Below are 11,808 nucleotides of genomic sequence, written 5' to 3'. Positions count from 1 at the left end.
GGTTGCCGCCTCAGGCTCCGATGACCTGCTGGAACTTCTGCTCGTACGTGCGTTCCTGCTCCTCGGTCAGCGCCATGAACACCTTGGCCTGGCCGAGCAACGCCTCGTCCGGGAAGATCAGCGGGTTGGCGGCCAGCTCCGGGTCGATGGCGGTCATAGCCTCCTGGGCGCCGGCGACCGGGCAGATGAAGTTGACGTACGCGGCCACCTCGGCGGCGACCGCCGGGTCGTAGTAGTGGTCCATCAGCTTCTCGGCGTTGGTCTTGTGGGCGGCCTGGTTCGGCACCTGCATGTTGTCGGAGAACAGGATCAGCCCGGACTCCGGTGCCTGGAAGACGATGTTCGGGTCCTCGGCGGACAGCTGGATCACGTCGCCGGACCAGCCGATGCAGGCGGCGACGTCGCCCCGGGCCAGGTCGGCGGCGTAGTCGTTGCCGGTGAACCGGCGGATCTGCCCGTCGGCGACCGCCCGGCGCAGCTTCTCCAGGGCATCGTCGAACTGCGCGTCGGTGAAGTCGGCCGGGTCGTGTCCGTTGGACTGCAGCAGCAGCCCCATGGTGTCGCGCATCTCGGTCAGTGCGGTCACCCGGCCGTTAAGGTCGGCCCGGGTGAGCAGCTCGTCGATGGTGCGCACCTCACCGGTCACGGTGCCGTTGTAGGCGATACCGGTCAACCCGGACTGCCACGGTACGGCGTACGAGTCGTCCGGGTCGAACGGGCGGGCGCGCAGTGAGGGCAGCGTGTTGGCGGCGACGTTGGGCAGGTTCGCCTTGTCGAGTTGCTGCACCCAGCCGAGCCGGATCATCCGGGCGGCCAGCCAGTCGGTGAGCACCATGATGTCCCGCCCGGTCGGCTGGCAGGCGGACAGCTGGTTCTGCACCCTGCCGAAGAACTCGTTGTTGTCGTTGATGTCCTCGGTGTAGGTGACCGTGATGCCGGAGGTCTGCTGGAACGCCTCCAGGGTGGGTCGGCGGCTCTCGTCGTCGGCGTCGACGTCGATGTACTGCGGCCAGTTCGAGAAGTTGATCACCTGTTCGCTGTCGGACAGGTCCTCGCTGACGCAGCTCTCCTCGGTCTGCTGGGCTGCCGGGGTGCCGCAGGCAGCGATCGCGCCGCCAGCGAGCAGCAGCCCACCGGAGGTGGCGGCGCCGCGTGCCAGAGTGCGTCGGGTAAGGGTACGGCGCATGCCGAGGGCCGCGAGCAGTGCGGCGGCCGGCGCGGACGGTGGGGGGCGGAGGCGACTGCGCATGGACGGCTCCTGAAGGGTGCGGGCCGGCGGGGCCGACCCGAAGGCAAGGCGTAGCTTGTGAACCAATCAGACGCCGATCCTGGCATGCAGATTCGCACTTCACAAGGGATTCCGTTGCGCAGCTCGCCGTTGGCCACGAAATACGCCAGACTCGGACTCTTAACGCCGACCCACTCGGCGACGTATCAGCGGTGCGGCACAATGCGCCGATTCTGACAGACGAGGAGACCCGGATGGGGACACGACAGCAGGGCGGCGACGGCTCCGGTCACGTCGTCCTCGACGACGTGGCGAAACAGATCATCGAACAGTTGCAGGAGGACGGGCGGCGCCCGTACGCGACGATCGGCAAGGCGGTCGGGCTCTCCGAGGCGGCGGTCCGCCAGCGGGTGCAGCGGCTGCTCGACGCCGGGGTGATGCAGATCGTCGCGGTCACCGATCCGCTGCAGCTCGGCTTCCCCCGCCAGGCGATGATCGGGCTGCGTACCGCCGGGGATCTGGAGACGGTCGCCGACCGGCTTGCGGAGCTGGACGAGGTCGACTACGTGGTGATCACCGCCGGGTCGTTCGACCTGCTCACCGAGGTGGTCTGCCGCAACGACGACCATCTGCTGGAGATCCTGCAGCGGATGCGTACGGTCGACGGGGTCGTCTCCACCGAGGCGTTCGTCTATTTGAAGCTGCGTAAACAGACCTACACCTGGGGCACGGCCTGACCCGCGTCGGCAGCGCCCCACCGGCGGGACCACGGGTGGGCGCCGGTGCGACATATGTCGATTGTTCACCGGGGTCCACAGGGGTCACCACTCGGTGCTACTTTGGAGCTACCCATGGTGACCAGACGGAGAGGCATCAGTCGTGCGCAATTATCTTCGCAGCGCCCTGGCGGCGACGCTACTGGCTGTGGCAACCACCATCGCGCTCACGGCCACCCCAGCGCAGAGCGCCCCACCCGACTACTACACCGTCATTTACTACTACTACTCGGACAGCAGCCACACCACCGAGGTCGGCATCGGCTACCGCTTCCGGTGCCCAGATGGCAACTACAAGTATCTGACGGGCGAAAGTACCGCGTACTTCACCTCGATCACGGTCCCGTACTGCTTCTAGCCCGACCAGGACGGCACGGTACGGCCACAAGCCGGTCGCGCCGGCAGCCGACCCCTGGGGTACGGCCGGACCAGTCGGATTGATTCGCTTCCCTACCCTGACGGCACACGTCGAGGGAAGTGGGGCAACGGATGCGTCGTCAGCTACGGGTGATCGCGGGTGTCGGTGCGCTGCTGGTGTTGACCGTGACCGGCTGCACCACGGTGAGCACCGAGTCGGACCAGGTGGCGCTGCACTATGACGCGGGCGCCTTCTCCAGCACCACCTACCAGGCCTGCGTCACCCAGAACAACCGCACCTGGGACGGGCCGGGCGAGCGGTACTACGTGTACCCGGCCGGCCAGCGGACGTTCGACTTCACCGGCAACGAGGGCTCCGAGTCCACGCCGTTCGTGGTGGTCTCCAAGGACAACCAGGAGCTGACCGTGTCCGGTGGGCTGACCTTCCACCTGGACACCTCGTGTGCCGACGAGGGTGGGATGCTGCGCGAGTTCCACGAGGAGATCGGGCTGAAGTTCCAGCCGGTGATGGACGGCGACGGCCGGACCACCAGCCACTGGCTGGACCTGCTGCGGTTCTACGTCGGGCAGCCGCTGCACAAGGCGATGACCACCGAGGCGCAGAAGTACGACTGGTTGGCGCTGTACAACGATCCGGCCACCCGGGCCGCGTTCGAGACGGCGATCAACGAGGACCTGGGCGCGGCGGTGCAGGCCACCACCGGCGGACGGGCGTACTTCCTGCAGTTCAACCTGACCCTGCAGAAACCGACACCGCGTCAGGATCTGGTCGACGGTCTGGCCGCGGTGCAGGTGGCGATCACCGAGCGTCGGGCGATCGTCGAGCAGAACGCCACAGTCGAGGAGAAGCTCAAGCAGATCCGCCAGCTCGTCGAGGTGCTCGGCCCGGAGGGCTACATCCTGTATGAGGTGTTCCAGCGCTGCCTGACCGACGAGACCGCCAAGGGTTGCCCGACGTTCCTGCCGGTGCCGGCCGGCGGCAGCGTCGACCTCAACGCCGGGCGCCCGGCGAACACCGACTGACCGCTCGCGGGTGTTTGTCGGATCTTCACCGCCCCACATTCCGCCTACGAGTTGCTACGGTATAACTACCGAAAGTCGAGCATCCTGAAGGGACTCGTACCGTGCCGGCTGTCATCCGCAACGCCCTCGCCGCAGCCCTGCTCGCCGTGTCCACCACCCTCGTGGTCACCAGCGCCCCGGCCCAGGCAGCACCCCCCGACTACTACGTGATCGTCACCCACTACTACTCGGACAGCAGTCACACCAACCGGGTCGGCACCTGGTTGCGTGGCCCCTGCCCCGACCGGGACTGGGACCGCCTGTCCGGCGTACGCACCCCGTTCTCCACCAGCGGAATCCACCCCTGCCCGTAGGCACGGACAGGATTCTCCCGGGCCGGCCGGCGTCGGCGACAACCGACCCGGTCGGCTTCGTCGACTCCCCGGAACTGCTGATCACCGATGAGATCCAACGTGTCCCGGAACTGCTGCTGGCTATCAAAGCCGCCGTGGATGAGGATCCCCGACCAGGTCGATACCTTCTCACCGGCTCCGCGCGGTTGTTCGGCACGTCAGCCGCTCCCGACGCGCTGCCCGGCCGGATGGAGACCATCGAGCTCTGGCCGTTCTCCCAGGGTGAGCTGGAAGATGAGCCGGACGGCTTCGTCGACGCCATCTTCACGCTCGGCCCTGAGTTGCGCCACGAGTCCGCCGTGACCCGCGCCGACTACGCCGCCAGAATCGTGCGCGGCGGTCTGCCCGAAGCCACCTCCCGCGACGACCCCCGCCGTCGTCAACGCGATGCTCTCGCTGCGACGACGTTCCAGCTTCCCGTTCACCCGGGTATGTCCGAGGCGGCCCTAGGATGGGTCGCGGACCGCATCCGCGTCTTCGCCGAAGGGCAGCTCCCATGACGATCCGGCACAACACCGCGTCCGCTGTCGTCCTCGACGACGAGGATCGAGTCCTGCTCCTGCACCACAAACAAGATCGGCCTATGGCTCTACCCAGGCGGGCACATCGACCCCAACGAGGACCCGGCCCAGGCGGCGGTGCGTGAGGTGGCCGAGGAAACCGGGATCCAGGCCACCGTGCTCGGCGAGCCTGCGTTCACCCACCCGGCGGTCGCAAGCCATGCCGCCCCGTGGACGGTCATCGAGATGGACGTGACCGACTCCAAGATCGGCGCGCATCGGCACATCGACTTCGCGTACGTGTGCCGCGCCTCCGGTGGCGACCTGACCGCGCAGCTGGAGGAAGTCGCCAGCGCCCGCTGGGTGCCGGTCGCCGACCTCGCCGGGCTCCCCACCCCGGCCGAGCTGCCCGAACTGGTCGCTGCGGCCTCGCGGTGGGCCAAGACACACAGATAGATGGCGAGCGGTTCCACCGACTTGCGCCGAAGGGCGGACCGCAGCCCGGGTCCGCCCTTCGGCGTATTCGTGTGACGGCGTCACACGTGGTCGGGTGTACCGCGCAATGTCAGCGAACGGCCCTGACTGGCCGACTCACCCGTGATGCGGATTTCGTCGTTACAACTGGCCAGGATTGCTCAAATCGTGGCCGAATACCGGTGTTGATCTCGTGAACCTTGCAGTGAGCGGCGGATCTGTGCGATAACCGTATCCAGGACGGCGCCTGCGCAGGTGCCGGTGCGACCGACGCGATGGGGCCACGACATGGGCAACCCGACCGACCACCTCTGGCTGCACTTCACCCGGATGTCCAGCTACCGGGACGCCCCGGTGCCGACAATCGTGCGCGGCGACGGCGCGTACGTCTGGGACAGCGAGGGACGCCGGCTGCTGGACGGGCTGGCCGGGCTGTTCGTGGTCAACGCCGGCCACGGGCGCACCGAGCTGGCCGAGGCCGCCGCGAAGCAGGCCAGCGAGCTGGCGTACTTCCCGATCTGGTCGTACGCCCACCCGACTGCGATCGAGCTGGCCGAACGGATCGCCGCGCTCGCCCCCGGCGACCTCAACCGGGTCTTCTTCACCACGGGCGGCTCCGAGGCGGTGGAGTCGGCCTGGAAGCTGGCCCGCGCCTACTTCAAGCGGGTCGGCAAGCCCACCAAGCACAAGGTGGTCAGCCGGGACATCGCCTACCACGGCACCACGATGGGGGCGCTGGCGATCACCGGGCTGCCCGGCATCAAGGCCGACTTCGAGCCGCTGGTCCCGGGCGGGATCAAGGTGCCGAACACCAACTTCTACCGGGCGCCGGAGCACGGCGACGACCCGGTGGCGTTCGGCCGGTGGGCGGCCGACGAGATCGGCCGGGCGATCGAACGCGAAGGCCCGGAGACCGTCGCCGCCGTCTTCCTGGAGCCGGTGCAGAACGCCGGCGGCTGCTTCCCGCCGCCGCCGGGTTACTTCGAGCGGGTACGCGAGATCTGCGACGCGTACGACGTGCTGCTCGTCTCCGACGAGGTGATCTGCTCGTGGGGCCGGCTCGGCGAGTACTTCGGCGCCCAGCGGTACGGCTACCAGCCGGACATCATCACCACCGCCAAGGCACTCACCTCCGGCTACTCCCCGCTCGGCGCGATGATCGCGTCCGACCGGCTGATCGAGCCGTTCCTGCACGGCACCGAATCGTTCGGTCACGGGATCACCTTCGGCGGACATCCGGTCTCCTGCGCGGTGGCGCTGGCCAACCTGGAGATCTTCGCCCGGGAGGAGCTGACCGGGCACGTACGGGCCAACGAAAGCGCTTTCCGGGGCTCGCTGGAGAAGCTATACGACCTGCCGATCGTCGGTGACATCCGGGGCGACGGGTACTTCTACGGCATCGAGCTGGTCAAGGACAGGGCCACCCGGACGAGCTTCGACGACGCCGAATCGGAGCGGCTGCTGCGCGGGTTCCTCTCCGGCGCGCTGTTCGCCGCCGGGCTGTACTGCCGGGCCGACGACCGGGGAGATCCGGTGATCCAGCTCGCCCCGCCGCTGATCGCCGGCCAGGCCGAGTTCGACGAGATCGAACAGATCCTGCGGGCCGTGCTCACCGAGGCCTGGCAGCGAATGTAGCGCGGGCCGACGGCGGAAGGTGGTGGACCATGCGCGGTCACGGTGACTACCGGGACGTGTCGCACTGGATGGCCACCGTGGACGACGAGCTGGCGGCCCGGCCCGCGCTGGACGGCGACACGGTCGCCGACGTGGCGATCGTCGGCGCCGGCTACACCGGGCTGTGGACGGCGTACTACCTGACCCGCGCCGACCCGGCGCTGCGGATCGTGGTGCTGGAGAAGGAAATCGCCGGGTACGGCGCCTCCGGGCGCAACGGCGGCTGGTGCTCGGCGCTGCTGCCCAGCTCACCGACCGCGCTGGCCCGCCGGCACGGCCGGGACGCCGCCATCGCGATGCAACGCGCCATGTACGCCACGGTCGACGAGGTCGGCCGGGTCGCCGCCGCCGAGGGCATCGACTGCCACTGGAGCCACGGCGGCACGGTCACCCTGGCCCGTACCCCGGCGCAGCTGCGGCGGGCCGAAGCGGCGGTGGCCGAGGTCCACGCGTACGGCGGCACCGACGCCGACCTCACCCTGCTGGACGCTGACGCGGCAACCGCCCGGTGCGCCGCCGACGGCGTACTCGGTGGCACCTACACCCCGCACTGCGCGGCGATCCACCCGGCCCGGCTGGTCCGTGGCCTGGCCCGGGCCGTCGAACGGCGCGGGGTGACGATCCACGAACGGACCCCGGTCACCGGGTACGGCCCCGGGGCGGCCCGGACACCGACCGGCACGGTCCGCGCCCCGGTGGTGGTACGGGCGACCGAGGGCTACACCCCGGCGCTGCCCGGCGCCCGCCGCGCGGTGGCCCCGATCTACTCGCTGATGATCGCCACCGAGCCACTGCCGGACGAGACCTGGGCCCGGATCGGGCTGGCGCGGCGGGAGACGTTCAGCGACTACCGGCATCTGATCATCTACGGGCAGCGGACCGCCGACGGCCGGCTGGCGTTCGGCGGGCGGGGCGCGCCGTACCACTTCCGGTCCCGGATCCGGCCCGAGTACGACCGCGACCCACGGGTGTTCACCGCGCTGCGCCGGACGCTCGGCGAGCTGTTCCCGGTGCTCGGCGACGCGGTGCCGGTGACCCGGACCTGGGGCGGCCCGCTCGGCGTCGCCCGCGACTGGGCGGCGTCGGTGGGGTTGGACCGGGCCACCGGGCTGGCCTGGGCCGGCGGGTACGTCGGCGACGGAGTGGGCACCGCCAACCTGGCCGGCCGTACCCTCGCCGATCTGATCCTCGGCGTGGACAGCGAGCTGACCGCGCTGCCCTGGGTCGGGCACCGCTCGCCGCGCTGGGAGCCGGAGCCGCTGCGCTGGCTCGGCGTCAACGCGGGTCTACGGCTGGTGACCGCCGCCGACGCGGCCGAGAACCGAGGGGACCGGCCGTCCCGGCTGGCCGGGCTGCTGGGCCGACTGACCGGGCAGTGACGGCCGTACCGCCTGTGGCCGGGCTGGCGGAGCGGGGTCGGGGCGGGGCGCAGTCGGGGGCTGATCGGCCGGGCGTCAGGCCGGCGGGATCACCCGGAGGTGGCCGCGGCGGCCGGTCGACGGGTTGATGTCGATGTCGACGGCGTCCGGGGCGCCGGGGCGCGGTGGTGGGGCCGGTCGGGCTGCTTCCCGGACCGCCTCGGCGAGCGCCACCAAATCGTCGGTGGTCGGCGGGGGCGGGTCGAACTCACCCTCGTGCCGGACGACCTGCCAGCCACGGGGCGCGGTCAGGCTGCGGGCGTGCTGCTCGCAGAGGTCGTAGGTGTGCGGCTCGGCGAACGCGGCGAGCGGGCCGACCACGGCGGTCGACTCGTTGTAGACATAGGTCAACGTGGCGACGGCCTGGCGGGGGCAGCCGTTACGGGAGCAGCGCCGTGATGACCTCACGGCGGCACGTTATCTCTAATACCGGCTCCACGACCAGCTTGCCGACGCGACACGCCGGGACTCCTGATCCCCACGCCCGGAAAGGGCCGATCCGGACTACGCTGGGCAGGTGACCGGAGGATTCCAGTGACCATTCCCGTGCCCGGCAGCGCGCAGACGCCCCGCCGGGCGCGTCGGGATCGCCGGGACCGGCACGGGCGCGGGCTGCGTGGTCGGCTGGTGCCGGCGACGGTGCCGTTGGCCCGGACCAAGGCCGAGGTCTTCGACGAGCTGGTCCTGGACACGGTCGAGACGCTGGAGCGGCGCTTCGCGAAGGAGCTGGCCGGTGTCGAGTTCGCCGTCGAGGACGTCCCACCGGATCTGAACGTCTACGACTCCGACGTGCTGGAGGACGGCGAGGTGCCGTTGGCCCGGTTGCTGCCCGGCCGGCCGGGGCGTCAGGAGATGCCGCCACGGATCGTGCTCTACCGGCGTCCGCTGGAGTTCCGGGCGTTGAACCGGGAGGATCTCGCCGACCTGGTGCACGACGTGATCATCGAGCAGGTGGCAAATCTGCTCGGCGTCGACCCGGACGAGCTGGCCTGACTCGGCAACCCGCCCGGGCCGACGGCGGCAGGTCAGGCGACCCTGCGCTTGAGCTTGCGTCGTTCCCGCTCGGACAGTCCGCCCCAGATGCCGAACCGCTCGTCTTGACCGAGCGCGTACTCCAGGCACTCGGACTTCACCTCGCAACGAGAGCAGATCCGCTTTGCCTCGCGGGTGGATCCACCCTTCTCCGGGAAAAACGCCTCCGGATCGGTTTGCGAGCACAGCGCCCGCTCCTGCCACTCCGGGGCGTTACCGAGCAGGTCCGCGACCTCCAGCCGACCATCCATACGCGTGCCTCCTTTCGCGCGCCGCCCCACCCGGCCGGCGCAACCCCCCACGCGGAAGGCGTGTCCATCTTGCCCGTTCGATCCGGTTTTGATGCAGCCCGTCCGAGCGACCCCGTTGAAATTACACGCGTGTAATGCGTGCGTCGTCAAGACGAACCTGGTAAATGGGCTTGCTGTCGCGCACCGGTCACCCGCCCTCCCCGTCGTCATCCGGCCCGCAACCTGCCCTATCGATTCAGCCCCCCACCGGGTAACGCGGGACCGGCGAGTCGCACCACCCGCTCGGCCAGTCCCAGCGCCGACGACCCTGTCCGCAGACAACACCGAGCCGGTGCCGCTCACGCGGCACCGGCTCGGTCTCCGGTCGGTCGACCGGTCTACCTCACCTGCCCTACTTCCCTCCCCAGAGGTCAATCACGCCTACGGCCCAGAAGCCGATCGCGCCTAGCACGTCGATCTCGTCACACTGTCGTGCGGGAGTCCCGTCACCCTGCCTTGGGGATCAGCCGCCCAGCGGCGGCGTGCTGCGGCCAGACGAACTCGGTCACCGCCCCGCCGCTGATCGCCACCTGACCGGCGGGCACCTCGTCGGAGCGCCACACGGTGTAGGAGCCCGCCGGCAGATCGGTGTAGACGGCGCTGAAGAAGACTCCGTCGCGTACCTGCCGCTCCCGGACCGCCGCATGGGTACGCGGGGCCGGATCCGGCTGGTCCGGACCGGCGGTCGGGCTGATCTCGATCTCCCGGCCGTGGAACTCCTGTCCGGTGTAGATGATCAGGGCACCCATGTCGCCGCCGATGTCGAGGACGACGCCGCCGGTCTCCGACGGGGCCAGACTGTGCTCGTGCATGCTCCCCACCTTCTCTGGATGTGCCGGGGTCGGCCCGGACGGGACGTGCGGGCCGGTCAGGACGGGTTGTTGAACCCGTCGTACGGCACGCCGAGGTACGGGAAATGCTTCAGGAACGGGGCAGTCACGTCGGCCGCGCTCAGCCCGTGGGTCACCGCGCCGGCCGCGTCGTCCGGGGTGAAGTTCTGATCGATCAGCGGGAACGTCAAGCCGGCGATGGCCCGGAGCGAGATGGTGACCACGTCGTCGGTCGTCCGGCGGCCGTTCGGGAAGCCGGCCAGGTCGCCGCCGAGCAGACCGAACCGGTCGGGCTGCTCCGCCGGCGGGATCGCGGTGTTCAGCCGCAGCATGTCCGCCTGCAGATCGCCGGTGTTGTTCTGAAAACCGTCGATCAGCCCGGCCGGGATTCCGGTCAGTAGGATCGCCACCAGATCGGCTCGGGGCACGCCAGACTCGTTGAGCTCGGCAAGGTTGGGAAAGACGTCCGGGTAGAGCACCGGCAGCAGCTGCGCCAGTTCGGGCTTCTCCACCAGGCCCGCGAAGCGCTTGTCCTCCGACGGGGGCAGGGTGTTCCACAGGTCCTTCTGCGCCATCGGCACGATGACCTCGTTGAACAGTGGATTACCGAGTCGCGACACCTGTACCGCCGGTCCGACGTTGACGTCGGCCGCCTTGGCACTGCCCAGCATCCGTACCTGCTGACGCGCGGCGGAGGTCCAGACCCCGATCACCGATCGCTGGTCGTTGACGCCGTACTGGCCGCCACCACTGACCAGATGGTTGATCGGGACCTGCAGCGCGATGCTGGAGACGTTCAGCCGGTCGGTCGCGTTGACCGGTTCGTCCGCCACGTTGAAGATGTCCTTACCGACTACGTGGAGCTGCTGGAACGGCCGTAGGTTTCCGAGGTCGAAGATCGAGCCCAGGTCGACGAAGAACCCCTCGGCCCGCTGCCCGGCGAAGACCCGCTCGCCGCTCTTGAGCTGGAAGGTGGCGTCGTTGGCAAGCCCCACGTAGTCGGGGGTGGACAGCGGACCGATGTTGCACGGCGGGCAGGGCACGTCGCGGGCCAGCAGCTGCGCCTTGCCGTGCGCATCGACCTTGGTCAGACTGTAGAACTGGCGCCTGTTCCAGTTCTCACTGTCCAGGGCGTCGATTGGCCCGGTGTTGTAGAGGAACGTGTTCTCGTTGGTGATCTCGGTGCGGAACTGAAACTGGTAGGTGATGTCCGGATGGCCGTCACCATTGTTGTCCACGTGGATCGAGTAGAGCACGTCATCGCCGAACTCGAAGAAGTTCGGCCCGCCCGACGGCACCTGAAAGGGCAGATAGTTGGCGATCAGAGTGACCGTGTCCGGACGGTCCGGACTCACAAAGGCATAGACGTCGGTACTGTCAGCGACCGGGTCCTTGGATATCTCCGGCGCTTCACGGTGCGAAGACATGACGAACCTACCTCACATAGCCTGAGAAGATCGGTGAGTGACGCGGTACGCGTCAGGTGAGACGTGCCCTTACGGCGCACTCAGCCCTGGCGGGCGGCGCGCTGCAACCGGGCGGCAAGGCTTTTGTCTTGTACCTCGATCCGCGACGTGCCGACGAAGACGTCCAACGTCCCGTTTGACGGATCCCGCAGGTGGACGACGATTGCCTCGTCACCTTCGGCAGATCCGGCGAGCCGGCTGTCCACAGCCGATGACAGGCCGGTGACGCTGACCGCGGCCGCGCCGACACCCGCGCTCGCCGCGACGGTCAGCACCTGGCGGCGGGACAGTTTGAACTTCGGTCGGTTCCGCTGGCGAGTTCTCATG

The 11,808-nt window shown here is 69.2% G+C and carries 14 protein-coding genes and 1 pseudogene; 9 read left to right on the top strand and 6 right to left on the bottom strand.

Annotated features, from left to right (window positions below; genetic code table 11):
* Positions 1-10: 10 nt before the first annotated feature.
* Positions 11-1,249, bottom strand: a complete 1,239-nt coding sequence (locus tag ACXAHD_RS03705; protein WP_475048599.1) for an ABC transporter substrate-binding protein — start codon at positions 1,247-1,249, stop codon at positions 11-13.
* A 233-nt stretch (positions 1,250-1,482) separates the two neighbouring features.
* On the opposite strand from ACXAHD_RS03705, the gene ACXAHD_RS03700 reads away from it, so the two are divergent.
* The 8 genes and pseudogenes from ACXAHD_RS03700 (at position 1,483) to ACXAHD_RS03665 (ending at position 7,824) form a co-directional block, all read left to right on the top strand.
* On the top strand, positions 1,483-1,965 hold the full coding sequence (locus ACXAHD_RS03700; protein WP_281551730.1) for an Lrp/AsnC family transcriptional regulator: 483 nt from the start codon (positions 1,483-1,485) through the stop codon (positions 1,963-1,965).
* A gap of 142 nt (positions 1,966-2,107) precedes the next feature.
* The gene (locus ACXAHD_RS03695; protein WP_281551731.1) at positions 2,108-2,362 is read left to right on the top strand and encodes a hypothetical protein; all 255 of its coding nucleotides are present in this window, start codon (positions 2,108-2,110) and stop codon (positions 2,360-2,362) included.
* Between the two features lie 131 nt (positions 2,363-2,493).
* Positions 2,494-3,405, top strand: a complete 912-nt coding sequence (locus ACXAHD_RS03690) for an SPFH domain-containing protein (protein WP_475048595.1) — start codon at positions 2,494-2,496, stop codon at positions 3,403-3,405.
* Positions 3,406-3,506: 101 nt separating this feature from the next.
* Positions 3,507-3,758: a hypothetical protein gene (locus ACXAHD_RS03685; protein WP_281551733.1), complete on the top strand. Its 252-nt coding sequence runs from the start codon at positions 3,507-3,509 to the stop codon at positions 3,756-3,758.
* A 29-nt stretch (positions 3,759-3,787) separates the two neighbouring features.
* Positions 3,788-4,183: pseudogene (locus ACXAHD_RS03680) on the top strand (AAA family ATPase); the annotation flags it as partial.
* Between the two features lie 252 nt (positions 4,184-4,435).
* Entirely contained in the window at positions 4,436-4,753 is a 318-nt protein-coding gene (locus tag ACXAHD_RS03675; RefSeq protein ID WP_281551734.1) for an NUDIX domain-containing protein, read from the top strand.
* Positions 4,754-5,059: 306 nt separating this feature from the next.
* A complete protein-coding gene (locus ACXAHD_RS03670) occupies positions 5,060-6,406 on the top strand; it encodes an aspartate aminotransferase family protein (protein ID WP_475048632.1) in 1,347 nt (448 codons plus the stop codon).
* A 29-nt stretch (positions 6,407-6,435) separates the two neighbouring features.
* Positions 6,436-7,824, top strand: a complete 1,389-nt coding sequence (locus tag ACXAHD_RS03665) for an NAD(P)/FAD-dependent oxidoreductase (RefSeq protein WP_281551736.1) — start codon at positions 6,436-6,438, stop codon at positions 7,822-7,824.
* 75 nt (positions 7,825-7,899) lie between these two features.
* Here ACXAHD_RS03665 and ACXAHD_RS03660 read toward each other — a convergent pair whose 3' ends face one another.
* The gene (locus tag ACXAHD_RS03660; protein WP_281551737.1) at positions 7,900-8,271 is read right to left on the bottom strand and encodes a DUF3499 domain-containing protein; all 372 of its coding nucleotides are present in this window, start codon (positions 8,269-8,271) and stop codon (positions 7,900-7,902) included.
* Between the two features lie 219 nt (positions 8,272-8,490).
* Between ACXAHD_RS03660 and ACXAHD_RS03655 the strand changes: the two genes are divergently transcribed.
* The gene (locus tag ACXAHD_RS03655) at positions 8,491-8,856 is read left to right on the top strand and encodes a metallopeptidase family protein (RefSeq protein WP_233606708.1); all 366 of its coding nucleotides are present in this window, start codon (positions 8,491-8,493) and stop codon (positions 8,854-8,856) included.
* 32 nt (positions 8,857-8,888) lie between these two features.
* Here ACXAHD_RS03655 and ACXAHD_RS03650 read toward each other — a convergent pair whose 3' ends face one another.
* The 4 genes from ACXAHD_RS03650 to ACXAHD_RS03635 all read right to left on the bottom strand — a co-directional run bounded on the left by ACXAHD_RS03650 (position 8,889) and on the right by ACXAHD_RS03635 (position 11,807).
* The gene (locus ACXAHD_RS03650) at positions 8,889-9,146 is read right to left on the bottom strand and encodes a WhiB family transcriptional regulator (RefSeq protein WP_281551738.1); all 258 of its coding nucleotides are present in this window, start codon (positions 9,144-9,146) and stop codon (positions 8,889-8,891) included.
* 485 nt (positions 9,147-9,631) lie between these two features.
* Positions 9,632-9,997, bottom strand: a complete 366-nt coding sequence (locus tag ACXAHD_RS03645; RefSeq protein WP_281551739.1) for a phospholipase — start codon at positions 9,995-9,997, stop codon at positions 9,632-9,634.
* A 56-nt stretch (positions 9,998-10,053) separates the two neighbouring features.
* Positions 10,054-11,442, bottom strand: coding sequence for a DUF4331 domain-containing protein (locus ACXAHD_RS03640; RefSeq protein WP_281551740.1), 1,389 nt, complete (start codon positions 11,440-11,442; stop codon positions 10,054-10,056).
* Between the two features lie 80 nt (positions 11,443-11,522).
* Positions 11,523-11,807, bottom strand: coding sequence for a hypothetical protein (locus ACXAHD_RS03635; RefSeq protein ID WP_281551741.1), 285 nt, complete (start codon positions 11,805-11,807; stop codon positions 11,523-11,525).
* Position 11,808: the final 1 nt, after the last annotated feature.

It is taken from the genome of Micromonospora sp. ABR4_055 (assembly GCF_056160425.1).
This window is presented reverse-complemented; position numbering and strand designations above follow the sequence as displayed.

Coding starts and splice junctions, on each gene's coding strand:
- ACXAHD_RS03705 (WP_475048599.1), bottom strand. CDS start 1,249: ATGCGCAGTCGCCTCCGCCCCCCACCGTCCGCGCCGGCCGCCGCACTG.
- ACXAHD_RS03700 (WP_281551730.1), top strand. CDS start 1,483: ATGGGGACACGACAGCAGGGCGGCGACGGCTCCGGTCACGTCGTCCTC.
- ACXAHD_RS03690 (WP_475048595.1), top strand. CDS start 2,494: ATGCGTCGTCAGCTACGGGTGATCGCGGGTGTCGGTGCGCTGCTGGTG.
- ACXAHD_RS03670 (WP_475048632.1), top strand. CDS start 5,060: ATGGGCAACCCGACCGACCACCTCTGGCTGCACTTCACCCGGATGTCC.
- ACXAHD_RS03665 (WP_281551736.1), top strand. CDS start 6,436: ATGCGCGGTCACGGTGACTACCGGGACGTGTCGCACTGGATGGCCACC.
- ACXAHD_RS03650 (WP_281551738.1), bottom strand. CDS start 9,146: ATGGATGGTCGGCTGGAGGTCGCGGACCTGCTCGGTAACGCCCCGGAG.
- ACXAHD_RS03645 (WP_281551739.1), bottom strand. CDS start 9,997: ATGCACGAGCACAGTCTGGCCCCGTCGGAGACCGGCGGCGTCGTCCTC.
- ACXAHD_RS03640 (WP_281551740.1), bottom strand. CDS start 11,442: ATGTCTTCGCACCGTGAAGCGCCGGAGATATCCAAGGACCCGGTCGCT.
- ACXAHD_RS03635 (WP_281551741.1), bottom strand. CDS start 11,807: ATGAGAACTCGCCAGCGGAACCGACCGAAGTTCAAACTGTCCCGCCGC.